The sequence below is a fragment of the Streptomyces sp. NPDC042371 genome, assembly GCF_056437465.1.
The window spans coordinates 548,059-571,019 of sequence record NZ_JBWKAP010000002.1; the positions used below are offsets into that span (position 1 = coordinate 548,059).

Genomic DNA, 22,961 nt, shown 5'->3' on the forward strand with positions numbered 1-22,961 from the left:
CTCCTGTGGGTGACACGCCTCCCCTGTTCCGGGCCCGAAGGGAACTGAATGCCTCCCAGCAAGATCCCCACGCTCCGCCAGCAGCGCCTCGGTGCCGAGCTGCGAAAACTGCGCGAGCGCGCCGGACTCTCCACCATCCAGGCCGCCGCACTGCTGGGCGTCAACCAGTCACGCATCAGCAACATCGAGGCGGGCCGGTACGCGGTGGGCGCCGACCGCGTCCGCGTGATCGCCCGCAACTACGCCTGCTCGGACGAGGCTCTGATCAGCGCTCTCGTCGACATGACAGGGGGCCGTACACGTGGCTGGTGGGAGGAGTACCGGGGAAACCTGCCGAACGGCATGCTGGACCTCGCAGAACTCGAACACCACACCGACGCACTGCGTGTCGCACAGGCCCTGCACATCCCAGGATTGTTGCAAACGGCACAGCACGCCCGCGCACTGTTCACAGACGCCGTCCCGCCTCGCCTCCCCCATGAGGTCGAGCACCTGATGTCGTACCGGATCAAGCGTCAGGCCGTACTGCACCGGAACACTCCGCTCCCGTACACCGCCCTGATCCATGAAGCGGCGCTCCACATGCGGGTCGGAGGTCCGGCCGTCGCGGCAGAGCAGCTCCACCACCTCGTGGAGATGAGCGAACGGGCCCACGTCTCGGTGCTCGTCATCCCCTTCGGCCGGGGCGCCTTCCCCGGCTCGGGACAGGGCATTGACTACGCCCACGGGCCCGTCGCCCAGCTCGACACGGTTCAGCTGGACACCGAGCACGGCAGCGAATTCCTCGATGCAGCAGCCCAGTTGGAGCGCTATGCCACAGTCCTCGACCGCCTGGAGAAGCTCGCGCTCACAGCTGACGAGTCCCGAGAACTGATCACCCAGGCAGCCACCACCCAGAAGTGAAGGATCACAGAACCGTGCCCGAACTCACCTGGCAGAAATCGACGTACAGCTCGGAAGCCTCCTCCTGCGTCAACATCGCCACCGCCCCCGACGGAACGATCCGCCTCCGCGAGAGCGACGACCCGGACGTCATCCTCAGAGCGACCCGCACTCAACTCGGCTTGCTCATACGCGCCGTCAGGAACACGCAACTCTGATTTCGTGGATGCGTGATGAGGTCCCCCGGCGGCGACTGAGAGTGGGTGTCCATTCGGAACCACTCCGGGAGCAACGATGCCCGAAGAGATGCGCGGCGGAAGCCAGCCGGCATCATCCACCGTCGTGCGCGAGCTGTCCCCCGACGCGCGCGATCAGCTGCTTCGTGCCACGGAGCAGGCAGGCATGCACCGTGGGCGTATGGCCAAGAAGGCCGGCCCCGAGCTTGCCGATGAGATGTGGGGGAACGTCCTTCGGGGTCTGCACTCGCGGCTCGTCAACCGTGGGCCCGTTGAAGACCTCGACAAGTACCTCAACTGCTGTGTCACCAACCAGCTGAGCAAGCTGCGCGCCACAGTGGAGATCCTGGTCGGCGACGAGACTCTGGACATGCTGCGTGCGCGTCAGGGCGACCACCTGACGGGCGACGTCCTGCGGCTCAACCATGAGTTGATCGAAACGGTGCGGGGCATCCGCGCGCTCGATCTCCTCACGCCGCGCCAGATGGACGTCTTCGTGCTCGGGCAGATCCTGGGCGAGGACAACCAGATGATCGCGGAGTGGCTCGACCCGCCGACCACGGCCCGGGCCGTCGCGACGCTCAAGTGGCGGGCCAACCGGAAGATCAACAGGGCCTATCGCGACGGCAGGCTCGCGCACCTGGGGTTCGAACCGCCGAAGTAGGAACTGCTCCATGACGAGGGATTGGAACGTCCCGCTGCCACACGGTACGGCGACCCCGGCCCGTGCGGTGGCGGGGTGAGCCGGGAGCTCGCCCAACACCAGAAGGGTAGTTACTGATAGGCCTCGTCGGAGGGGTGATGAGGCCGCCACGATATGAAGCGGCAGGGCATCGGCTCGCTAACCTTCTCCTGCCGCGAAGGAGCCTCAGTGCGAAATTGCATCGCTATCGCGATGGCTGTCCCAGCAGTCATCTGGAGCGCGGTCGTCTCATGGTTCATGAAGGCCATCACGCCGGATTCCGGCGTGCGCCTGCCTCGCGTCATCCTCGCGCCGGAGATGGGGGAGGCCGTGCGAACTGATCTTCCCGGCCAGGTCGTGAGGTTGTAGGCGCGGGCCGATCGACGTGGGTCCAAGGGGGGTCTCGCGTTGATCGAACACCGCTACAGAAGGGCTCCCGGTGACCGGGGGCCCTTCTCGTGTCTGAAGGTGGGCAACAGGCCCGAGTTGATGGTGAGCCAGCCGCTCCCCCAGGGCCTCGGACCGTGGAGGCCAACGTTGAACGGTTTGATCTCCGAGCTCATCGCGTCGGGCGTCTCGATGAAGTTCGTCTTCCCTTTCCTGCTGGTCCTGGCTCTGGTACTGCTCGTTCGTGCCGGGGCCGCCGCCGTGGCCAAGGTCATCAAGGCGATGCACCCCGGAGAATCCGCGGACGCCGTCGCGATGCAGGCCAACCGCATCCAGCACCGGCAGTGGAAACTGCAGCGGCGTGACGGAAACCGCCGCGCCCGCGCAGCACGCCGCGCCCTCGTGCGTGCTGATGTACGAGCCCGACGTACGAGGAAGCGGACTGCCCGCTACGTGGACGGGCCGGTGACACTGCCCAGGATCATTCTGTCGGCGGAGGAGCCGGTGCGCGTGCCCGGCGGCGGCAACTTGCAGGGCATCACAGCGTGATGAGCCCAGCCGCCGTCTCACGGAAGCCGCAAGCGTCGAAGGAGAAGCCGCGGTGCTCGTCGTCGAAGTCGACGTGCAGCCACTCGCAGCGGGCGTCCCGCGCGCCCCGCACGGCACGGGCGACGAGCCCGGCACCGATCCCCCGCCTCCGGTACCGCCCCGCCACGACATCCCGCTGGACGTCCATCACCAGGAGTGCACTGTTCGCTATTGCCGTCCTTTCCTTCCCAGCCTCATTCACTCATCAAGCGTTCTTCTCCACCCCACGCGGTAGCGCTACCGCGCGGGTTGACCGCCCTGCCCCCGTGGGTGCAGGCGCACGTCAGCCTCCTGCTGGACGCGCTGCATCGGCCGGGTCCCTAGCGTGAATCGTGTCCGGGCGATGTCCGCGGAACCAGTCGACGGCCGTCCGGACCACCTTGTCCGAGACGGCCTCGCGCCGCCCTGCCGAAGGAGTGTCCATGTCCGCCATGTCCGCACACCGAAAGGCCGCGGCCTTCCTGGCCGCCGGAGTCCTGGCCGCGACCGCCGTCACCGGGGCGGCCGCCACCGCGTCGGCCACCAGCGCCCCCACCGCCGCCCCGTCCGTCTCGGCCAACTGCTCCTGGTGGGGCGGCATCGGCATGTACTGCGGCTATGACCTCTGGAACGACTACGCCGACTACGGCGACAGTGGCAACAAGGTCAAGGAGATCCAGGCGCTGCTCCGCTATCACTCCATCTACATCGCCGTCGACGGCAAGTTCGGCAAGGACACCCGCGCCGGCGTGAAGAAGTTCCAGCGCTCCTGTGGCCTGGCCGACGACGGCATCGTCGGCCCCAGGACCTGGCAGTGGCTGCGAGGCGCGGTCTGAGAAACGCGATCCGGGAACCGTCGTCGCCGAACGGGCCCGAGCGTGAGAATGACGCCATGACGGAGAACCGAGGCCCTGCGACAGCGACCTGGCAGCCCACTGCTCCCGGCGTACTCCGGCTGCCCTCCGGGCGGCTCGTGCGGGGGCGGGGGCTGCGGCATCCGCTGCCCGACGGGGACGTGCCCGAGTTCGGTGTGTATCTGCTCGGGAAGCGGCCGCCGGAAGTGGAGTGGGAGGCGCGGTGGTTGCCTTGGCCGGACTTTCGGCTGCCCGGTGATCGGGAACTCGCGCGGGACGTGCTGCGCGAGGTGTGGGCGCGGTCGGCGGGCGAGCGCGTCGAGGTCGCCTGCGGGGGTGGGCGCGGGCGGACCGGGACCGCCCTCGCCTGTGTCGCCGTGCTCGACGGGGTGCCCGCCGAGAAGGCCGTCGCGTTTGTGCGTGCGCACTACGACCGGCATGCGGTCGAGACTCCCTGGCAGCGGCGGTACGTCCGGCGGTTCAGCGGTTAGGGGTTAGGGGTGAGGAGTTGCGCCGGTGCCGTGTGGCGTACTGATGTCAGGCGGTGTACGTCCCTCGCCGTTCCCGTCACACCGGACAGGAAGCCCTGGGCGCGCGGCGACGCCGTCTCCGTGAGCCAGGCCGGGTCGATGTCGCAGACCGCCACCTTGACCTCCGTGCCCGCCAGGGCCAGGGGCAGGGTGTGGACGACGGTCGAGGGGAAGCTGAGGATCGTACGGCCGATGGGGCCGCGGCGGGCGATGAGTTCCAGCGGGAGGTCCGGGCGGACCACCTGGAGGCCCGTCTCGACCGCGAGCCGGTGGAGCTTCTCGGCGCTCTCGCGGCGGTGGGCGAAGTAGCGGGTGGCGCCGTGGGTGCGGGAGAGCGCGATGACCGCTTCGATGTAGCGGTCCGGGTCGACCACGCCCGTCTCCACCAGGGACGTGCCGACCAGGTCGGAGCCGCGCGTGATGCGGGGCGGGCCGAAGCGTTCCCGGGTCCAGGCGAAGGCGTTGACCGTGACCTCCACGCCGTCCGGCGCGCTGTCGATCGGCATCGAGGAGAAGACCTCGACGGTCCGCGTCCCGCCGGGCGTGAGGCGGCGCCGCGCGGCGGCCGAGACGGGGGCGAAGACGAGGTCGCGGGGGCCGGGGCGGCCGCCCTTGCGGTGCCAGCGCTGCAGGCGTTCGCCGCGGGCCAGCTGGGCGATGAACTCCATCGTGGCCGTGCCGTCGTCGACGACGACCAGGGAGCGGGCCCGGGTGATGGTGAGGAGGAGTTGTACGTAGCGGGAGAACGGGTCGCCGATGACGACCCGGTCGGCCCTGCGCAGGGCGCCCGTGAGGCCGCCGACGGTGTGGAAGGGTGCCGATGCGCCGCCGCGCGCCTCCTCCCAGCGGACCTCGACGCCCTCGTCGCGGGCGAGCTGCGCCATGCGGCGCAACTGGCCTCGCGTCATGGGGTCGTTCGGGGAGAGGACGACGACGGTGAGGCCCCCGGCCGGGCCGGTCGCGGCCGCGGCGTGCGCCCATTCCAGGACGTTCAGCAGCTGGACCGGGCTCTCCACGAAGGCGAGCGTGGACTCCGCCGCCCCGTCCGGGGCGGCTGTGGTGTCGGCGGCTCGGCCGACTCGGGGGCTCATCGTCGTGTGTCCGTCTCCCGTTAATGCGGGCCGCGTGTTCAGACCGCGACCGGCTCGGCGTCCGCGGCGGTCTCGGCCTCGGCCACGACGCCCGCGACGCGGCGCAGCTTCTTCATCGGGCCGAGCTCGGACTCGTAGACCTTCTTGACGCCGTCACCGAGGGACGCCTCGATGGTGCGGATGTCGCGGACGAGGCGCGTGAGGCCCTGCGGCTCCACCGAAGCGGCCTGGTCCGAGCCCCACATGGCGCGGTCGAGGGTGATGTGGCGCTCCACGAAGGTGGCGCCCAGCGCGACGGCGGCGAGCGTCGTCTGCAGGCCCGTCTCGTGGCCGGAGTAGCCGATCGGGACGTTCGGGAACTCGGCCTGCAGGGTGTTGATCACACGGAGGTTGAGCTCCTCCGCCTGCGCCGGGTACGTCGACGTGGCGTGGCACATCAGGATGTTGTCGGAGCCCAACACCTCTACCGCGTGGCGGATCTGCTTCGGGGTCGACATGCCGGTCGAGAGGATGACCGTGCGGCCCGTGGCGCGCAGGGCGCGGAGCAGCTCGTCGTCGGTGAGCGAGGCGGAGGCGACCTTGTGGGCGGGCAGGTCGAACTTCTCCAGGAAGGCGACGGCCTCGGTGTCCCACGGGGAGGCGAACCAGTCGATGCCGCGCTTGGCGCAGTGCTCGCTGATGGCCTGGTACTCGGACTCGCCGAACTCCACGCGGTGGCGGTAGTCGATGTACGTCATGCGGCCCCAGGGGGTGTCGCGCTCGATGTCCCACTGGTCGCGCGGGGTGCAGATCTCCGGGGTGCGCTTCTGGAACTTCACCGCGTCGCAGCCCGCGTCGGCGGCCACGTCGATGAGCGCGAACGCGTTCTCCAGGTCGCCGTTGTGGTTGATGCCGATCTCACCGGTGATGTACACGGGCTGACCGGGACCGGCCGTCTTCGAGCCGAAGCGGCGGAGGCGGGAGTCGGCGCCGATGGAGGTGATGTTGCTCATGGGGAAATTCCTTAACTGTGGAGGGAGTCGAGAGAGGGGCCGAGGATCCAGGTGGCGATCTCTCGGATCGCGCCCTCACCACCGGGGACGGTGGTGACCGCGCGTGCGGCGCCGCGTACGACGTCGTGGGCGCTCGCGACCGCCACGGGCCAGCCCACGAGGGCGAAGCACGGGAGGTCATTGACGTCGTTGCCGACGTAGAGCACGCGCTCGGGAGCGATGCCCTGCTCCTCGCACCACTGCTTCAGTGCGAGGTCTTTCCGGTCGATGCCGTGCAGGACGGGAAGCTTGAGCTTCCTGGCCCGCGCGGCGACGACCGGGTTCTGTTCCGTGGACAGGATCAGCATGTTCAGGCCGCTCCTGCGGAGGGCCGCGATGCCGAGGCCGTCCCCGCGGTGCACGGAGACGAACTCCCGTCCCTCGGAGTCGATCAGCACCCTGTCGTCGGTCTGGGTGCCGTCGAAGTCGAGGACGACCGCGTCGATGTCGGCGGCGGTCGGGAGGGCGGCGCCGCCTTCGGGGCGGGCCGCGTCGAAGAAGGGGGCGAGCGCGCGGGCGCGGGCGAGGTCGTGCGGGTCGTCGACCTCCAGGACGCGGGCCGGGTCGGTGCGGACCGGCTCGGTGCGGCCGAAGAAGCGGTGCTTCTCGGCGCGGAAGCCCGCCGCGTCCATGGCGTAGGCGGCGCCGGTCTCCAGGAGGTCCTGGGGGCGGTCCTGGCGGCGCGGGCGGAACGACTTGTCGTGGTTGACGCCGTAACCGCCGCGCGTCTGTGTCTGCGTCCGCGTCTGCGTGGAGTTGGCGAGGGTCGCCGTGCCACCCACGGAGTCGGTGCGGTGTGCGGCCCCGTTGCCGTGCGCGCCGATGCCCGCGGTGCCGTCCTCCGTGGCGTCGTCCGCCGCGTCGCGCCAGATGAAGCCGTGGAAGGGCGCCACCGTGACGGCCGTGTCGGCGCCGTGCTCGGCGACCGCGGAGGCCACCCCGTCGACGTCCTCACTGGTGAGGAAGGGGCTGGTGCACTGCACGAGCAGGACGACGTCCACGGTCGCGCCGTGCAGCCCCTCGTGGGCGTCCATCGCGTGCAGCACGGCGGCCTCGCTGGTCGCGGTGTCCCCGGCGATCGCCGCGGGACGCAGCACCACTTCGGCGCCGGCGAGCCGGGCGGCCTCGGCGATCACGTGGTCGTCCGTGGAGACGACGACGTCGGTGACGAGCCGGGCGGCCAGGCACGCGCGGATGGCGCGGGCCACCAGCGGCACGCCGCCGACCGGGGCGAGGTTCTTGGCGGGCACGCCCTTGGAGCCGCCGCGGGCGGGGATGACGGCGAGCACGCGGCGGGCCTGCGTACCTGCGGGGCCGGGGTGGGACATGGGGGCTCCTTGGAGGGGGTGAGGGCTCACAGCTCGCCCATCCGCCGGATGACGGGGGCCACGCGCTGCACTCCGTGGCGGTAGGCACCACGCGCCGCGCGGCGCACGATCTGCCGTACGGGTCCCGGGTCCTTGTCGGCCGTGGGGGCGCCCGGCAGCGGGGCGCCGTCGGGGCCGAGATGGTGGCGGGCGAGGATGCCGGGCAGATAGCCGCCTGCCGTGCTGGGGCTGTAGTACGGCGCGATGGGCGGGAGTCCGCCCGTGGCCGCGGCGTCAAGGAGGTCGGCGACCCGCTCGCGCGCCGTGTCGAAGGCGTTCTCGTACGCTCCGTCGGCGGCGACGCCCTGCCGTGCCAGCCACCGCTCGTCGGGCACGGGCAGGTGGCCCGCGTCCAGCTGGTCCCAGGAGGCGAGGCATCCGGAGCCGGTGAAGTGGTGGTTGCCGAGCGCCTCGCGCACCCCGAGATCGGTGAGGACGGCGGTGGGGATGCGGCGGTGCAGGGATTCGAGCGCGGCCGTGGAGCTGACGGTGACCAGCAGGTCGGTGCGGTCGAGGACCTCGCCCATGTGCCCGTAGACGAGGCGGCAGTTGGCGGGCAGTCCGCCGTCGAGCCGCTGCGCCAGCTTCTGGTAGGGCAGCTCCTCGATGTGCGTGGTGTGCTCGCCGGGCTTGCTGCGCAGCTTGAGCAGGACGTCGCGGTCGGGGTGCAGCCTGGCGTGCTCGGCGAGGCGGCGCAGCAGGTAGGTGCGGTGTGCGCCGGTGTCGGGGACGGAGGGCTGGGCGGCGAAGACGACGGTGTAGGGGTCGTTCTTCCGGTCCGGGTCGTTCTCCCTGTACGAGGCTCCGCCGAGGAACGGCAGCGCGGCCTCCGTCACCGATGAGGCGTCGGCGCCCACTCCTTCGTACACCGCGCGGAAGCGCTCGGCGTCCTGCCGGGAGTTGGCGAGGACGACGTCCGCGCCGTGCCGCAGGAGCAGGCCGTCGGCGAGCTTCTCGTAGACGACGCCGACGTAGCCGGTGACGACGACGGAGCGGCGCGCCGGGCCGCCGGTGAGGCGGGCGTCCTGCGTGACGCGGGCGAGTCCGTGCAGGATCGCCTGGACCGCCCCGCCCACCAGGGCGAGCACGATCACGTCGGGTGCGTCCCGCTCCATCTCGCGCAGGAACTCGACGGCGGTGACCTCGCGCAGGGAATCCGCGCGCACGCCCACCTCTTCGAGCTGCCGGGGGGTGGGGGTGGCCCGGCCGCGGAGCAGGAAGCCGCTGAGCCGACTGTCCGATAGGATGCGGTTCGCGGTGAGAGCGCCCCATTTCCATCGCGTATCGGAGTCGGCGAGTACGGCGACCCGCAGTGGGTTTCGATGACTTCCTTGCACGTCCCAGACGCTAGGAAGGCATTTCGATTCGCGGCCCAACTCAGGTGCAACAAACGGTTAACAGCATGCCGACGAATGGCGAATCAGCTCGGGAAATGCCTTCTCGGCAGCCCGGTTAACCATTCCGCCACGCGTCGTTCACCTGGCATACCACTGCGGGTCGACACGAATGACGGGCCGACACCTAACGTCACCCACGTGGTTAAGCTCTCCGTCATCGTGCCGTTCTACAACGTGCAGCAATACGCGCCCGACACCTTGAGGAGTCTGCGTGCGAACGCACGTGACGACTTCGAATTCATTCTCGTCGACGACTGCTCGCGCGACGAGACTCCGGACATCCTGGAGCGTGCGGCGCGCGAGCTGCCCGGCGCCGTCCACCTCAGACATGAGACCAACGGCGGCCTCGCGACCGCCCGCAACACGGGCCTCGACGCGGCGCGTGGCGAGTACCTCACCTTCCTGGACGGTGACGACTGGCTCGCGCCCGGCTACTTCTCCCAACTAGTCGCCTCCATCGAGGAGTTGGGCTGCGACTTCGTGCGCACCGACCATGTGCAGTGCACCGCGCGGGCCCGCACCGTGCACCGCGTCCCGCACGGCAGGCGCGGCGTCGTGATGAGCCCGCGCGAGGTGATACTGCCCGCCGACCGGTCGACCTCGGTCGACTACGCGTACGCCTGGGCGGGCATCTACCACCGCCGTCTCGCCGACGCGGGGCTGCTGCACTTCACCGACGGTCTGCGCACCGCGGAGGACCGGCCCTGGATCTGGCGACTGCACCGCGAGGCGGAATCCTTCGCCGCGGTCGGCCTTCTCGGGGTGTTCTACCGGCGCGGTGTCGCGTCCTCGCTCACGCAGATCGGCGACGTACGCCAGCTCGATTTCATCAAGGCATTCGACCAGGTCGTACGGGAAACCGCGGAGGACCGGGACGCGGACGAACTCCTGCCGAAGGCCGTGCGCACCTACTGTGCGATCATCTCCCACCATTTGGGATCCATCGAAAGGTTCGAGCCATCCGTGGCGCGGAAATTGAAGTCAATGAGTGCGGCCGCGCTGAAGCGGATGCCGCAGGGCGTTCTCGACGACGCGCTCGACTCCATGGACGTCCAGCGGGCGACGCGGCTGCGCAGGCTGCGGCGGCGCCCGGTGTCGGCGGAGGTGGCCGCGTAATGGCGACCTCGCCCGCGACCACGCCCTCTTCGGCTACGGCTGCGCCTCGTACGACGCCCCGCAAGACGCAGATCTTCCTCGCGTCCACGCTGTACGGCGCCGCGACGCTCGCCGCCGCCCTGGACGCCGACCGCTTCGGCCCCGCCGACCGGCGCATCCTCCTGGTCAGCAACAACGCAGCGACCCCCGAGACGACGACGCCCCTCGACGAGATGCCGGGCTTCGGGCGGCTGCGCGGCCGGTTCGACGACGTGCGCTCCTGGAACGAGGCCATCTCCCCTTTCCACCCGGGCGGCTGGGCCCCTCGCGGCGACGACGTCGTGCTGTGGGAGCGCTACGTACGGATGCTGTGGGACCTCGGTGACGACGACGTCGAGCTGGCCGTCGAGTCCATCCAGGTCAATCCCGCGCTGGCGCTCGCGCAGATCTTCACGGGCGTCCCCGTGGACGTCTACGCCGACGGCCTGATGAGCTACGGACCCACCCGCAGCAAGATCGACCCGCTGGTCGGCACGCGGGTGCGGCGCCTGCTCCACCTGGACCTGGTGCCGGGCCTCACCCCGCTGCTCCTCACCGAGTTCGGGGTGGACCCCGAGGTCGTGCCGACCGACGCGTTCGTGAAGGTGCTCGCCGAACTCGGCCAGGACGAGACCGAGTTGCCGGACATCGAGGCGCCCGCGCTCGTCCTCGGCCAGTACCTCTCCGCGCTCTCCATCCTCACCCCCGAGGAAGAGGAGGAGCTGCACATCAGCATGGTGCGCGGCGCCGCCGCGCTCGGCCACACGCACGTGGTGTTCAAGCCCCACCCCACGGCGCCCGCCCGCTGGTCGCGCGCCCTGGAGAAGGAGGCGCGGACGATCGGCGTCGAGCTGACCGTGCTCGACACCCCGGTGCTCGCCGAGGTGCTCTACCAGCGGATGCGGCCCGCGCTCGTCATCGGCTGCTTCTCCACGGCGCTGCTCACGGCCTCCGCGCTGTACGGCCTGCCCGCCGCCCGCGCCGGTACGGACCTCCTCCTGGAACGCCTCGCGCCCTACCAGAACAGCAACCGCGTCCCGGTCACGATCGTCGACGCGCTGCTGCCCGAGCTCACCGACCGCGCGGCGGTCGCCGCACAGGAGGCGGACCTCGGCACCGGCGAGCTGACGAACCTCCTCAAGGCCGTCGGCTTCGCGATGCAGCCGCAGATCTACCCCCGGCTGCGCCCCGACGCCGAGCGCTATCTCGCCCGGAACCTGGACGCCACCACCTGGCGCTACTTCAAGCGGCGCCGCCTCACCGCGCTCGCGCTGCCCGGCGCCGTCCCCTCGCAGCTCGCCTTCATCCCGCGCAACGCGGCCGTCCGGCGCGTCGCCCGCCGCGCACGCTCCGTGCAGCGCTCGCTCAAGCGGACCGCCCTCGGATGACCACTCCCGGACCCACGCTCCCGAAGGTCTCACCGGGCGCGGCACACGGCACGGAACATGCCACAGAGCACGGCACGGAACAGACCGGTCATGCGATTCCTGCGCCCCGGCCCACCCGCGGCAAGCCACGGCTGCGCGCCCTGGACGGACTGCGGCTGGTCGCCGCGCTCATGGTCGCCGCGTACCACTACGGCGGCCGCGACGGCGAGATCGCCGAGGCCTGGGGCAGCTCGCCCAAGGTGCAGTTCCCGACGGCCAGCGAGTGGTTCGCGTACGGCTGTCTCGGTGTGCAGATCTTCTTCGTGATCAGCGGCTTCGTCATCTCCATGAGCGGCTGGGGCAGGCCCATGCGCTCGTTCTTCGCGTCCCGGGCCTCCCGGCTGCTGCCGTCCTACTGGGCGGCGATCGTGCTGGTCACGGCGGTCTTCGCACTGCCCGCGGTCACGTACGCGGCGGTCTCGCCCAGCGACGCGCTCGTCAACCTGACCATGCTGCAGCAGCCGCTGGGCGTCGACCGGGTGCTCGGCGTGTGCTGGACGCTCTGGGCCGAGCTGCGCTTCTACGCGCTGTTCGCGCTGTGCGTGGTCATGCCGGGCGCGACCCGCGCGCGGGTGGTGCTGTTCTGCGCGGTGTGGACGCTGGCCGCGGCCGTGGCGGAGGCCGCGAACGAGCCGCTGCTCGACCTGGTCCTGATGCCGGAGTACGCCCCGTTCTTCATCGGCGGCATCGGCATCTACCTGATCCACCGCGACCGCCGCGACCTCACGGCGTGGGGCATCACGGGCGTGAGCTGGCTGATCGGCCAGCACTACGCGGTCGACCGGCTCTGGCACGCGCCGAACCCGGACTTCTTCTCCTACCGCACCTCGTTCGGGATCATCGCGGTGGTGACGGCGGGTTTCGCGGCCGTGCTCCTCATCGCGCTCGGCCACCTCGACTGGGCGAACTGGCGCTGGCTGACCGTGGCCGGTGCGCTGACGTACCCCTTCTACCTGGTGCACGAGCACCTGGGCTGGGTGACGGTGGAGACGCTGCACCAGCGCATGGGCCTGCCGTCCTACGCGACGTTCGGCCTGACGATCGTCGCCATGCTGGCCCTCGCGTGGCTCCTGAACCGGTACGTCGAGGAGCGGCTCACCCCCATGATCCGCAACGGCCTCAACCGGAAGCAGCAGGCCCGGGGGTAGCGGGTCCGGGGGCAGCGGGCCCGGGGAGAGCGAGCGTCGCGCAGATCCCCGCCACGACCGCGGCGAGTCCTTCCTCGAAGCCGCGGTCGTGGGCGCGGAACATCTCCTCGCCCGCCGCGGCGGCCAGGGGGTACGCGGCGAGGCGCTCGGCGCGCGCAACGAGGTCATAGCCACCGCCGTCACCGTCGCCCGGACTCCCGCCCGCCGCCTGCTCCTCGACGACGTACCCGATCGTGTAGCTGTACGCGGTGAACCAGGCCCGCGCGGCCGCCCCCGGCGCGAATCCCGCCCCGGCCAGCACCCGCAGATGGGCCTCCATCGGCGCCGCGTACGACAGATCCGTGTAGTGCGTGCCGCTGAACACCTTCGCGCCGTCGCGGTAGCGCAGCAGATGCTCGCGCAGGCCCCGCATCGCGGTGGTGAGCGCCGCCCGCCAGTCGGCGTCCGGCGTGGACAGGAACTCCTCGCCCATCCGCCGCATCATCTCCGTCGCCATCTCGTCGAGCAGCGCCTGCTTGTCCTTGAAGTGCCAGTACAGGGCGGGTGCCTTCACGTCGAGGCGCTGGGCGATGGCGCGCAGCGTCAGCCCTTCGAGCCCCGTCTCGTTCAGCAGGTCGAGCGCGGTGCGCGCCACTCGGGTGCGGTCCAGCTTCGTCGTCGCCACCTTGACAATTTAACACCGTTAAGCGCATCCTCCGGGCATGGCACTTAACAGCGTTAAGGAAACCGGTGTGCTCATCGTGGGCGCGGGCCCCACCGGGCTCGCCCTCGCCTGCGACCTGGCGCGCCGTGATGTGCGCGCGCTCGTCGTCGAGCGGGCCCCCGCCCTGTTCCCGGGCTCGCGCGGCAAGGGGCTGCAGCCCCGCACCCTGGAGGTCTTCGACGACCTCGGCGTCATCGGCGCGGTCCTTGCGGCGGGCGGCCCCATCCCCGTGGGCATGGTGTGGCGGGACGGCCGACGGCAGGGCGAGCACCGGATGTTCGACGCCCCGGAGCCGACCGGGACCGCGCCGTACACCACGCCGTGGATGCTCCCCCAGTGGCGCACCCAGGAGATCCTCCTGGCCCGGCTGCGGGAGCTCGGCGGCGACGTCACGTTCGACGCGGAGGTGACGGGCCTGACCCAGGACGCCGACGGGGTCACCGCCGAGCTGTCGACGGGCGCGACGCTGCGTGCGGCGTACGCCGTGGCGGCGGACGGCGGCCGCTCCGCCCTGCGCCGGGAGCTGGGCATCACCATGGCGGGCGAGACCGTGGACCCGAACCCCGTCCTGGTGGCGGACGTCCGCATCCCGGCGCTCGACCGCGACCACTGGCACATGTTCCCGGCCGCCGAGGACGGCGGCCCGTACGCGGCGATCTGCCCGCTGGCCGGTACCCCGGACTTCCAGCTGACGGTCCAGCTCCCCGCAGGGACGACGCCCGACCTCTCACTCCAGGGCGTACGCGACCTCGTCGCCGCCCGTACGCACCTGGCCGCGGACGACGTGACCGAGGTCCGCTGGTCCTCGGACTTCCGGCCGCGCGCGGCGCTGGCGGACCGCTTCCGCGAGGGCCGCGTCCTCCTGGCGGGGGACGCGGCGCACGTCCACTCACCGGCGGGCGGCCAGGGCCTGAACACCAGCGTCCAGGACGCCTACAACCTGGGCTGGAAGCTGGGCGCGGTGCTCGGGCACGGCGCCCCCGAGGCCCTCCTCGACACCTACGAGGAGGAGCGGCTGCCCAACGCCGCGCAGATGCTGGGCCTGTCCACCCGCATCCACCGCGGCGAGGCGCGCCGCGGCGCCGCCACCCGGCAGCTCGGCATCGGCTACCGGGAAGGCTCACTGGCGGTGGACACCCGCGGAGGGCCGGAAGAGGCGCTGCGGGCGGGCGACCGGGCACCGGACGGCCCGTGCGGCACCGGGACCCTGTTCGACGCGTTCCGCGGCCCGCACTGGACGCTCCTCGCGGTGGGCACGGACACGGAACTGCCCCTACTGGACGACGAGTTGGTCCACTCCCACGCCGTCCCCGCTTACGAGCCGTACGGGAAGGGGCTCTTCCTGATCCGTCCGGACGGGTACGTGGGGTGGGCGGGCACGGACGCCCGGGACGGCCTCACCGAGTACCTGGCACGGTGCGGCGCCGCCCTCCGCGCCCCTTGACCTCAAGCCCCCTTGAGGTTCTACGTTCAAGGACATGACAGCTTTCGCGTACTCGCACAGCGATCAGGACCTGGTCAACCAGCCCATCGGCTACTGGAGTTCGGCAGCAGGTACGGCCGTCGTCCACCACATCCGCACCATGCTCGCCGAGATGGGCCTCACCCAGCCCCAGTGGTGGACCCTCAGCCAACTGGTCCAGGCACCGGAGGGGCGCCCCCGCGACGAGGTCGTATCCGTGCTCAAGGGGTACCTGGAGGTCGGCGAGGGCGCCCTGGTGCACAACATCGGCGCCCTGCGCGACCGCGGCCTCGTCACCGAGGACCCCGCGGGCCGCATCGCCCTCACCGACGAGGGCCGCGCCCTCCAGGCCCGCGTGGCCGAGCGCCAGAAGGCCGTCCGCGCACAGATCCACGAGGGCATCACGGACGAGGACTACGTCCGCACGCTGAAGGTCCTCCAGCGCATGATCCACAACGTGGGGGGCGCGGCCTGGCACCACTGACGTCAGCCGCCGGAGGGCCTGCCGAACTCCTCGATGAGGACGGGGTACTGCTCCGCGCCGTGTCCCGCGGCGATCGAGCGGGCGGCCATCGCCTGGATCAGCTTCGGCAGTTCGGCGTTGACGCCCGCCGCCTCGCTCTCCTCGACCATGTGCGCCATGGCGCGCGCGTCGGTCTCCAGGGCGGACACCTCGGCGGGGAAGGAACCGCTGTCGATCTGCTCGGCGTACCCGGGCAGCCATGCGGCGACCCCCGCGGCGATCTGCCGTGCGAACGGCGCGTACGTCGCGGCGTCGACGCCGACCGTCCTCAGCAGGGCGGTGCCCTGGAGCCAGGCGTTCAGGACGCTCCACATCATGGCCAGGCCCGCCACGTCGTAGAGGGACGCGAGACCGTGGTCCGCGCCGAGGTGGGTGACGGTGCCGAGCGCGGCGAGGGTCGGCTCGTGCGCCGCGAAGTCCGGCGCGGGGCCGCTGTGCAGGATCACGGCGTCTGCGGTGCCGATGGCCGACGGGATGGCCATGATGGCGCCGTCGAGATAGCGGGCGCCCAGCTTCGCGGCCCACTGCGCGGCCTCCCGGGCCTGGGCCGAGTCGCCGGAGGTGAGGTTCACCAGCGTCGTGCCGTCGAGCTCGGCTCCGCTCGTGCCGAGCAGGTCGCGCACGGCGTCGTAGTCGGTGAGGCAGACGATCGTCAGCGGGGACGCTCCGAGCGCCTCGCCGAGGGTCGGCGCCAACCGGGCCCCTTCGGCGACCAGTTGCCCGGCCTTGGAGGCCGTGCGGTTCCACACGGTGGTGGGGTGCCCGGCTCGCAGGAAGGCACCGGCGAGGGCCTGCCCCATCAGGCCGAGTCCTACGACGGTCACGGGGGCGGCGTGCGCGGAATGCTTGATCACGGGTTCGTTGTTCATGTCAGCATCGTCAACGTTGATACCGGTATGAAGGTCAAGCGAGGTTCGATGCGAATCGGGGAACTGGGCCGCCTGACGGGCGTCAACGCCCACCAGTTGCGCTACTACGAGGCCCAGGGGCTGCTGGAGGCGGAGCGCGGCGCGAACGGGTACCGCGAGTACGGCGAGAACGCCGTGCTGCGGGTGCGGCAGATCCGGCACCTGCTCGGCGCCGGACTGTCCTCCGAGGACATCGCGTACGTGCTGCCCTGCGCGGTCGGGGAGGTCCCTGAGCTGCCCGGCTGCCCCGAGCTGCTGACCGCGATGCGGTCGCGGCTGCGGCGCCTCGACGACCAGATGGAGAAGATCGCCCAGTCCCGCGAGGCCCTGGCCACCTACATCGACGCGGCCGACCGGATGGGCGGCGACAGCTACCCGCCGCTCACCGAGGCTGTCATCACACGCTGGTGACCGACAGCTTCACCGCGAACCCGAGGAACAGCGCACCCGCCGCCGAGGTGGCCCCGGCCGAGAGCCGCTTGCGACGGCGGAAGGCGGCCGCGAGCCTGGTGCCGCTGAAGATCAGGGCGGTCAGGTAGAGGACGCTGGCCAGCTGGGCCAGGGCGCCGAGCACGACGAACGACAGCGCGGGATAGGCGTAGGCCGGGTCGACGAACTGCACGAAGAAGGCAATGAAGAACAGAATCGCCTTCGGGTTGAGCAGGCTGATCACCAGGGCCCTGCGGAACGGCCGCTCCCCCGCCGCCTCCCGCTCGTCCTGCCCCGCGCTCTGCGCACTCTGCTCCCGCCGCGCCCGCCACATGCTCCACGCCGCCCGCATCATGCCGATCGCGAGCCACGTCAGATATCCGGCGCCGGCGTACTTCACGATCCCGAAGAGCAGGGCGTTGGCCTGCAGCAACGAGGCCACACCGGCCGCCGACAGCGTCATCAGGACGGTGTCGCCGCACCAGACGCCCGCGGCGGCCGTATAGCCGGTGCGTATGCCGCGGCGTGCGGCGACGGAGAGCACGTACAGCGAGTTCGGCCCCGGCAGCAGAATGATCAGGGCGAGGCCCACGAGATAGGTCGGAAGATCGGTGACACCCAGCATGGCCGGAGTGTCGCACGCGTGTACGGCATGGGGACGTCAGTGTCCGGTTGACGGACACGGGAGGGGGAAACCGTCCCGATGTCCCCTGGTGGCCCAGGCCCCTCAGAACGCGACTCCTCAGAACGCATCCGTCGGCACATACGCCCCCCACACCTCCCGCAGCGCATCGCACACCTCGCCCACGGTGGCCCGCGCCCGGAGTGCCTCCTTCATCGGTGGCAGGACGTTCGCCTCGCCCTTCGCCGCCTCCTGGAGCGCGGCGAGGGCGGTGGTCACCGCCGGGCCGTCGCGTTCCGTGCGGAGGCGGGCGAGGCGGGCGGCCTGTTCGGTCTCGATGGCGGGGTCGACGCGCAGTGGTTCGTACGGCTCCTCCTCGTCGAGCCGGAAGCGGTTGACGCCGACCACCACGCGGTCGCCGCTGTCCGTCTCCTGTGCGATGCGGTAGGCGTTGCGCTCGATCTCCCCTTTCTGGAAGCCCTGTTCGATGGCGTGCACGGCGCCGCCGAGGTCTTCGACGCGCCGCATCAGGTCGAGGGCCGCCCCCTCCACGTCGTCGGTCATCCGCTCCACGACGTACGACCCGGCGAAGGGGTCCACCGTCGCCGTCACGTCCGTCTCGTACGCGAGGACCTGCTGGGTGCGCAGGGCGAGGCGGGCCGACTTGTCGGTGGGGAGCGCGATGGCCTCGTCGAAGGAGTTGGTGTGCAGCGACTGGGTGCCGCCGAGGACCGCGCCGAGGCCCTGGACGGCGACCCGGACGAGGTTCACCTCGGGCTGCTGCGCGGTCAGCTGGACGCCCGCCGTCTGCGTGTGGAAGCGCAGCATCAGGGACTTGGGGTTCTTCGCGCCGAACTCCTCGCGCATGACGCGGGCCCAGATGCGCCTGGCCGCACGGAACTTGGCGACCTCCTCCAGGATCGTCGTACGCGCCACGAAGAAGAAGGACAGGCGCGGTGCGAAGTCGTCCACGTCCATCCCGGCCGCGACCGCCGTACGGACGTACTCGATGCCGTCGGCCAGGGTGAAGGCGATCTCCTGCGCGGGCGAGGCGCCCGCCTCCGCCATGTGGTAGCCGGAGATCGAGATGGTGTTCCACTTCGGCAGCTCGGCCCTGCAGTAGCGGAAGGTGTCCGCGACGAGGCGCAGCGACGGCTGGGGCGGGAAGATGTACGTGCCGCGCGCGATGTACTCCTTGAGCACGTCGTTCTGGATCGTGCCGGTCAGCCGGTCCGCCGCGATGCCCTGCTCCTCGGCGACCAGTTGGTAGAGGAGGAGCAGCAGCGCGGCCGGGGCGTTGATCGTCATCGACGTGGAGACCTCGTCGAGCGGGATTCCGCCAAAAAGGACCCGCATGTCGTCGATCGAGTCGACGGCGACACCGACCTTGCCGACCTCGCCGCTCGCGATCGGGGCGTCGGAGTCGTGCCCCATCTGGGTCGGCAGGTCGAAGGCGACGGACAGGCCGGTGGTGCCGTGTTCGATCAGCTGCCGGTAGCGGGCGTTCGACTCGGCGGCGGTGCCGAAGCCCGCGTACTGGCGCATGGTCCAGGGGCGGCCGGTGTACATCGTGGGATAGACGCCGCGCGTGAAGGGGTACGCGCCGGGGGCGCCGAGCTGCTCCGCCGGGTCCCAGCCCGCCAGATCATCGGGACCGTACACGGGTTCGATAGGTAGTCCTGATTCCGACTCGTGTGTCATGCGTCCAGCTTGCGCCCGCGTACGGGACGCGTCACTCGCGGCAAACCGGGAAACACTTCCAGAAGTGTTGTCGATGATGTCCATGAACACGATGTCCACGAACACGGGGGCGTGATGGGCAAGGGCGCGATATCCGCAGGGGCCGTGGCGGTGCTGGTCCTGGTGACGGGCTGCAAGGCGGTCGCGGTCGACACGGACGGCGGGCGGCCGAGTGAGGGCGGCAGCGGGGACGGGAAGCCCCGGGCGACGGCGACGCGCTCGCCGACGGACACACCGGACGCGCCTGATACGCCGAGCGCTCCGCGTACGCCGGACAGACCGGACCCGACGCCGACGCGGCCTTCGTCGCCTCCGACTCCCACCGCCCCGGCGAAGATCCTCATGGAGCGGGGCGACCACGGCGGGCAGGTGCGCGAGCTGCAGGCCAGGCTGCGGCAGATCGGCTGGTTCTACGAGAACCCCACCGGGACCTACGGCCCCGCCACCACGAGCTCGGTCGGGGAGTTCCAGGCCAAGCGCGGCCTGCCCCGCACGGGGGCCACGGACACCGTCACCTGGCAGAAGCTGCGCGGCATGACGCGCGAGCCGACGCGGACCGAGCTGTACGCGGGCGGCGGCATGCCCGCCGCCGAGCCGGACAAGCGCTGCATGACCGGGCGGGTCCTGTGCATCGCCAAGAGCAGCCGCACCCTGACGTGGATGGTCGACGGCAAGGCGGTGTCGACGATGGACGTGCGGTTCGGGTCGCAGTACACGCCGACCCGCGAGGGCACCTTCAGCGTCTACTGGAAGTCCCGCCACCACGTCTCGACGCTCTACGACACGGCCATGCCCTACGCGATGTTCTTCAGCGGCGGCCAGGCCGTGCACTACTCGGCGGACTTCGCGGCCAGGGGGTACGCGGGCGGGTCACACGGCTGTGTGAACGTCAGGGACGAGAAGAAGATCGCGAGCCTGTTCGCGCAGGTGCGGAAGGGCGACCGCGTCGTCATCTACAAGTGATGCCTGCCCCGTGTACGGGGGGCCTGGGCGGCCGGGCCGGGAAAAGCGGCGTGGGCGGGATCGGGGGAACGTATCCCGCCCACGCCGAGGGCACGGAGCCGAAGGTACGGGGGGAACCCCCGGCTCGTGCGTGGGCCGATGACCAGTCGGCTCACTACTTACTGCGCCGCGCCCTCTGAAAACGTCACACCTTTGCCGGAGGGGCCGGGTACGGAGGCCTCCGCCGTCACGGGAAGACGGGCAGGGCGCTGCGGGAAGCCGAGGGATTCGGGTGCGGGCCGCCGGTCGGCGGGGATATCGGCGGCACGGGGTCGCCCCCGGCATCACCGCCCGAGCTGCCGTCCTCCTCGCCGCCCGATCCGTTGTCGCCGTCACCGCCGTCACCGCCGTCATCGCCATGGCCGTCGCCGCCGCCCTGGCCGCCACCGTGCTGGCCACCGTTGCCGGAGCCGCCGCCGAGGATCCGGCTGCAGAACTCCTCCACCCGGGCCGGTCCCTTGGCGGCCTCCTCCAGGCGGCGGCGCTTCTCGCCCTGGAGCTCGCCGCTGCGGTAGGCGCGGCAGGCGACGACGGCCTTGCGGTACCACTGCTTCGCCTCGTCGCCGCGGGGCGGCGTCTTGTCGCCGGTCGGCTGCTGGGGTACGCGGGTGCGCTCGTCGCCCGCCTCGGCCTCCGGCGGCGGGCTGCTCGCCGGTTCCCGGGCCGACGGCTCTTCGTCGGGCGTCGTGGTCTCGTCCGGCGAGAGGTCCTCGGACGGCTCGTGCGTGCCCTCCGTCGGAGAGGCCGTCGGCTCCTCCGGGGTGGCGCCGGACGACGCGGAGACCGCGGGGCCCGGGCTGCTGTGCTTGCCGAACGGCGAGGGCAGCACGCCCGTCCCCGCGGCCACCGCGACGCCGCCGATCATGCAGCCCGCGAGGGCCGCGGCGACGCCGAAGCGCACGGGTCTTCCCCAGCGGCTTGGCGGACGGTTGCCCGCGCGCCCCAGACGTACGGTCTCGCCCGCGGCGGCCTCGTGGGCCGGTGTCGCGTACGGCGCGGTCCTGGAGCTGCCGCCTCGCGCGGCCCCCGCGCCCCCTGCCCTCGCGGCACGGAACGCGGCCAACGCGGCTGCCTCGCCCGGGAGTTCACCGGAACCGGAGCCGGAACCGGCCCCGGAGACAACGGCGCCGGGAACGGCCTGGGTGGCGTCATGGGCCGCCTCATGAGCGGCCTGCGGCGAATGCCCCGCCACACCCGGCTCACCAGCCGCACCCATCTCGCCCGGCTCGCCCACGCGGTCCAGCGCGGAGAGTGCCCGCGCGAGCCGCTCGGCCTGCGCGCGCGCAGCTGAATCGATGCCTTCGAGGGGCTCCCCGCGCAGCAAACGCTCCGCCGCGTCGCGGTCCAGCCACTTGTGCTGCTCGTCGGCCATCACATGTCCTTCTGCGTCCGCGTACGCGAATGCGTCACACCGGCGGACGTCACCGCGCACCCGCGCGGCTCTCTCTGCGGCGGCACGGCGTCGAGCGCCTCCTTGGGGTCGGTCCCCTCGGGACCGAGAAGTTCCGCGAGCCTCTTCAGGCCGCGGTGCGCCGCCGTACGGACGGCTCCGGGGCGCTTGCCGAGGGTCCGCGCCGCGCTCTTCGCGTCGAGCCCGACGACGACGCGGAGCACGACGGCCTCCGCCTGGTCCTGCGGGAGCCGGGCTATCAGGGCCAGTGCCTCACTGGTGGCGAGGGACTCCATCGCCTCGTCGGCGGTGTCCGCGTCGCCCGGCTTCCCGGTCAGCTCCGACTCGTCGCCGCCCACCGCGGGCCGGCGGCCCCGCATGCGTATGTGATCGAGGGCGCGGTTGCGCGCGATGCGCGCCGCCCAGCCCCGGAACCGGTCCGCGTCGCCGCTGAACCGGTCAAGATCGCGCGCTATCTGCAGCCAGGCCTCGGAAGCGACGTCCTCGGCGTCCGGGTCGGCCACCAGCGTGCGTACGTATCCCAACAACCGCGGGTGCACGGCGCGGTACACAGTACGGAACGCGGTCTCGTCCCCGTCCTGCGCCGCAAGCACCGCGGCGGTCAGCTCCGCGTCCTCCCCCAGCACTCTCTCAATCCTGCCACTCGGAGATCTGCGCCCGGCCCCGGCGCGAAGCAGCACGCTACGGGCTCGGACAGGCCTACGTCCATGTTTGTACAACGTGCAACTAGCGGGTGACAGAAAGCGGTGTGACAGAAAACGCACCCGCGGCGCTGAAGGGAGTACGGACCGCACGCGGTTCGTACCGTGTGCCGGCCGGGGCCTCTCCTGTGGGGGGTGGCGGCCCCGGTCGTCACGCGAATTCCCTGCTCTGACCAGGGGTTATCCAGGACGTGGGGCGCCTCCGTGGCCAACCCGTGACCAACGCATTCAGGGGCGTGCAGCTCGGCGACTGGTGCCGAATGCCAGCGGAGACCTCGACGGGGTTGCTACGCATCCAGACCTCATGACCGACGGCCATCTCCTTGCCATGCCCAGGAAGCTCAAGGAACTCGAACGCCGAAAGGACGCGACAGACCTGGATGAGCGGGGCCAGCGGCGAGCCGACTTCTCCAACGGCCTTCGCAAAGTGTCCTATCAAGAGGTCATCAGCGTCACACGCTTCATCGACGAGCAGACGCCGTTCTCGACCCAACACGGTGTTACGGGCGACGAGTTCGAGAACGTGGTAGTCGTCGTCGACGACCGCCTCTGGAACATGTACAGCATCAACAAGATGCTCGCAGGCACCGACTCCGCGGACCGTTCCCAGCGCTCGCGCAACCTCTTTCTACGTCAGTTGCTCACGAGCCCGCCATGGCCTGGCTGTGGTCTTCCTCGACGATCTACCTGAAGAGGCAGAGGCCACCGCCCGGAGCTGGTTCGCCTC

The 22,961-nt window shown here is 71.1% G+C and carries 24 protein-coding genes and 1 pseudogene; 14 read left to right on the top strand and 11 right to left on the bottom strand.

Annotated elements, in window-relative coordinates:
• Nucleotides 1-48 precede the first annotated feature (48 nt).
• The 4 genes from AC068B_RS08215 to AC068B_RS08230 all read left to right on the top strand — a co-directional run bounded on the left by AC068B_RS08215 (nucleotide 49) and on the right by AC068B_RS08230 (nucleotide 2,736).
• The gene (locus AC068B_RS08215; protein ID WP_478669844.1) at nucleotides 49-903 is read left to right on the top strand and encodes a helix-turn-helix domain-containing protein; all 855 of its coding nucleotides are present in this window, start codon (nucleotides 49-51) and stop codon (nucleotides 901-903) included.
• A gap of 14 nt (nucleotides 904-917) precedes the next feature.
• On the top strand, nucleotides 918-1,100 hold the full coding sequence (locus AC068B_RS08220; protein ID WP_478669845.1) for a DUF397 domain-containing protein: 183 nt from the start codon (nucleotides 918-920) through the stop codon (nucleotides 1,098-1,100).
• A gap of 76 nt (nucleotides 1,101-1,176) precedes the next feature.
• A complete protein-coding gene (locus AC068B_RS08225; RefSeq protein WP_478669846.1) occupies nucleotides 1,177-1,782 on the top strand; it encodes a hypothetical protein in 606 nt (201 codons plus the stop codon).
• Nucleotides 1,783-2,337: 555 nt separating this feature from the next.
• Nucleotides 2,338-2,736, top strand: coding sequence for a hypothetical protein (locus tag AC068B_RS08230; RefSeq protein WP_478669847.1), 399 nt, complete (start codon nucleotides 2,338-2,340; stop codon nucleotides 2,734-2,736).
• Here AC068B_RS08230 and AC068B_RS08235 read toward each other — a convergent pair.
• Nucleotides 2,726-2,905 (bottom strand): annotated as a pseudogene (locus tag AC068B_RS08235) (GNAT family N-acetyltransferase); the annotation flags it as partial. The gene AC068B_RS08230 and the pseudogene AC068B_RS08235 sit on opposite strands and share 11 nt — an antisense overlap.
• Nucleotides 2,906-3,206: 301 nt before the next feature.
• On the opposite strand from AC068B_RS08235, the gene AC068B_RS08240 reads away from it, so the two are divergent.
• Together AC068B_RS08240 and AC068B_RS08245 are read left to right on the top strand one after the other, a co-directional pair.
• Nucleotides 3,207-3,590, top strand: a complete 384-nt coding sequence (locus AC068B_RS08240; protein ID WP_478669849.1) for a peptidoglycan-binding domain-containing protein — start codon at nucleotides 3,207-3,209, stop codon at nucleotides 3,588-3,590.
• Between the two features lie 56 nt (nucleotides 3,591-3,646).
• Complete coding sequence (locus tag AC068B_RS08245; protein WP_478669850.1) at nucleotides 3,647-4,099, top strand: protein-tyrosine phosphatase family protein; 453 nt, start codon at nucleotides 3,647-3,649, stop codon at nucleotides 4,097-4,099.
• Here AC068B_RS08245 and AC068B_RS08250 read toward each other — a convergent pair.
• The 4 genes from AC068B_RS08250 to AC068B_RS08265 are packed head-to-tail and all read right to left on the bottom strand — an operon-like array spanning nucleotide 4,096 to nucleotide 8,940.
• Nucleotides 4,096-5,229 (bottom strand): hypothetical protein, encoded by a 1,134-nt coding sequence (locus AC068B_RS08250; protein ID WP_478669853.1) that lies wholly within the window; start codon nucleotides 5,227-5,229, stop codon nucleotides 4,096-4,098. The genes AC068B_RS08245 and AC068B_RS08250 overlap by 4 nt on opposite strands.
• 38 nt (nucleotides 5,230-5,267) lie before the next feature.
• A complete protein-coding gene (locus AC068B_RS08255) occupies nucleotides 5,268-6,221 on the bottom strand; it encodes an N-acetylneuraminate synthase family protein (RefSeq protein ID WP_356251215.1) in 954 nt (317 codons plus the stop codon).
• 11 nt (nucleotides 6,222-6,232) lie between these two features.
• Nucleotides 6,233-7,588 (bottom strand): cytidylyltransferase domain-containing protein, encoded by a 1,356-nt coding sequence (locus tag AC068B_RS08260; RefSeq protein WP_478669854.1) that lies wholly within the window; start codon nucleotides 7,586-7,588, stop codon nucleotides 6,233-6,235.
• Nucleotides 7,589-7,614: 26 nt separating this feature from the next.
• Nucleotides 7,615-8,940, bottom strand: coding sequence for a DUF6716 putative glycosyltransferase (locus AC068B_RS08265; protein ID WP_478670298.1), 1,326 nt, complete (start codon nucleotides 8,938-8,940; stop codon nucleotides 7,615-7,617).
• A 222-nt stretch (nucleotides 8,941-9,162) separates the two neighbouring features.
• Between AC068B_RS08265 and AC068B_RS08270 the strand changes: the two genes are divergently transcribed.
• The 3 genes from AC068B_RS08270 to AC068B_RS08280 are packed head-to-tail and all read left to right on the top strand — an operon-like array spanning nucleotide 9,163 to nucleotide 12,733.
• Nucleotides 9,163-10,140, top strand: a complete 978-nt coding sequence (locus tag AC068B_RS08270) for a glycosyltransferase family 2 protein (protein ID WP_478669857.1) — start codon at nucleotides 9,163-9,165, stop codon at nucleotides 10,138-10,140.
• Complete coding sequence (locus tag AC068B_RS08275) at nucleotides 10,140-11,546, top strand: polysialyltransferase family glycosyltransferase (RefSeq protein ID WP_478669858.1); 1,407 nt, start codon at nucleotides 10,140-10,142, stop codon at nucleotides 11,544-11,546. Before AC068B_RS08270 ends, AC068B_RS08275 begins: the two co-directional genes overlap by 1 nt.
• Nucleotides 11,543-12,733, top strand: a complete 1,191-nt coding sequence (locus AC068B_RS08280) for an acyltransferase family protein (RefSeq protein WP_478669860.1) — start codon at nucleotides 11,543-11,545, stop codon at nucleotides 12,731-12,733. Before AC068B_RS08275 ends, AC068B_RS08280 begins: the two co-directional genes overlap by 4 nt.
• Here the strand turns inward: AC068B_RS08280 and AC068B_RS08285 are convergent.
• Nucleotides 12,705-13,397 (bottom strand): TetR/AcrR family transcriptional regulator C-terminal domain-containing protein, encoded by a 693-nt coding sequence (locus AC068B_RS08285; RefSeq protein ID WP_478669862.1) that lies wholly within the window; start codon nucleotides 13,395-13,397, stop codon nucleotides 12,705-12,707. The two genes, AC068B_RS08280 and AC068B_RS08285, sit on opposite strands and share 29 nt — an antisense overlap.
• A gap of 37 nt (nucleotides 13,398-13,434) precedes the next feature.
• Here AC068B_RS08285 and AC068B_RS08290 point away from each other — a divergent pair, with 37 nt between their 5' ends.
• Both AC068B_RS08290 and AC068B_RS08295 read left to right on the top strand, forming a co-directional pair.
• Nucleotides 13,435-14,880 (top strand): FAD-dependent monooxygenase, encoded by a 1,446-nt coding sequence (locus tag AC068B_RS08290; protein WP_478669863.1) that lies wholly within the window; start codon nucleotides 13,435-13,437, stop codon nucleotides 14,878-14,880.
• A 34-nt stretch (nucleotides 14,881-14,914) separates the two neighbouring features.
• On the top strand, nucleotides 14,915-15,382 hold the full coding sequence (locus AC068B_RS08295; RefSeq protein ID WP_478669866.1) for a MarR family winged helix-turn-helix transcriptional regulator: 468 nt from the start codon (nucleotides 14,915-14,917) through the stop codon (nucleotides 15,380-15,382).
• Nucleotides 15,383-15,384: 2 nt separating this feature from the next.
• Here the strand turns inward: AC068B_RS08295 and AC068B_RS08300 are convergent, their stop codons facing one another.
• Nucleotides 15,385-16,290, bottom strand: coding sequence for an NAD(P)-dependent oxidoreductase (locus AC068B_RS08300; protein WP_478669867.1), 906 nt, complete (start codon nucleotides 16,288-16,290; stop codon nucleotides 15,385-15,387).
• A gap of 48 nt (nucleotides 16,291-16,338) precedes the next feature.
• Between AC068B_RS08300 and AC068B_RS08305 the strand changes: the two genes are divergently transcribed.
• Nucleotides 16,339-16,740 (top strand): MerR family transcriptional regulator, encoded by a 402-nt coding sequence (locus tag AC068B_RS08305; protein WP_478670301.1) that lies wholly within the window; start codon nucleotides 16,339-16,341, stop codon nucleotides 16,738-16,740.
• Here the strand turns inward: AC068B_RS08305 and leuE are convergent.
• Together leuE and AC068B_RS08315 are read right to left on the bottom strand one after the other, a co-directional pair.
• Nucleotides 16,727-17,383, bottom strand: coding sequence for a leucine efflux protein LeuE (gene leuE, locus AC068B_RS08310; protein ID WP_478669869.1), 657 nt, complete (start codon nucleotides 17,381-17,383; stop codon nucleotides 16,727-16,729). The two genes, AC068B_RS08305 and leuE, sit on opposite strands and share 14 nt — an antisense overlap.
• 117 nt (nucleotides 17,384-17,500) lie before the next feature.
• Nucleotides 17,501-19,081, bottom strand: a complete 1,581-nt coding sequence (locus tag AC068B_RS08315) for an acyl-CoA mutase large subunit family protein (RefSeq protein ID WP_478669871.1) — start codon at nucleotides 19,079-19,081, stop codon at nucleotides 17,501-17,503.
• A 114-nt stretch (nucleotides 19,082-19,195) separates the two neighbouring features.
• Here AC068B_RS08315 and AC068B_RS08320 point away from each other — a divergent pair, with 114 nt between their 5' ends.
• Entirely contained in the window at nucleotides 19,196-20,083 is an 888-nt protein-coding gene (locus AC068B_RS08320) for a L,D-transpeptidase family protein (RefSeq protein WP_478670304.1), read from the top strand.
• Nucleotides 20,084-20,309: 226 nt separating this feature from the next.
• Here AC068B_RS08320 and AC068B_RS08325 read toward each other — a convergent pair whose 3' ends face one another.
• A complete protein-coding gene (locus AC068B_RS08325) occupies nucleotides 20,310-21,494 on the bottom strand; it encodes a hypothetical protein (protein WP_478669872.1) in 1,185 nt (394 codons plus the stop codon).
• On the bottom strand, nucleotides 21,494-22,159 hold the full coding sequence (locus AC068B_RS08330) for an RNA polymerase sigma factor (RefSeq protein WP_478669875.1): 666 nt from the start codon (nucleotides 22,157-22,159) through the stop codon (nucleotides 21,494-21,496). Before AC068B_RS08330 ends, AC068B_RS08325 begins: the two co-directional genes overlap by 1 nt.
• Nucleotides 22,160-22,538: 379 nt before the next feature.
• Here AC068B_RS08330 and AC068B_RS08335 point away from each other — a divergent pair, with 379 nt between their 5' ends.
• The gene (locus AC068B_RS08335; RefSeq protein ID WP_478669876.1) at nucleotides 22,539-22,925 is read left to right on the top strand and encodes a hypothetical protein; all 387 of its coding nucleotides are present in this window, start codon (nucleotides 22,539-22,541) and stop codon (nucleotides 22,923-22,925) included.
• The last annotated feature ends 36 nt before the right edge of the window (nucleotides 22,926-22,961 follow it).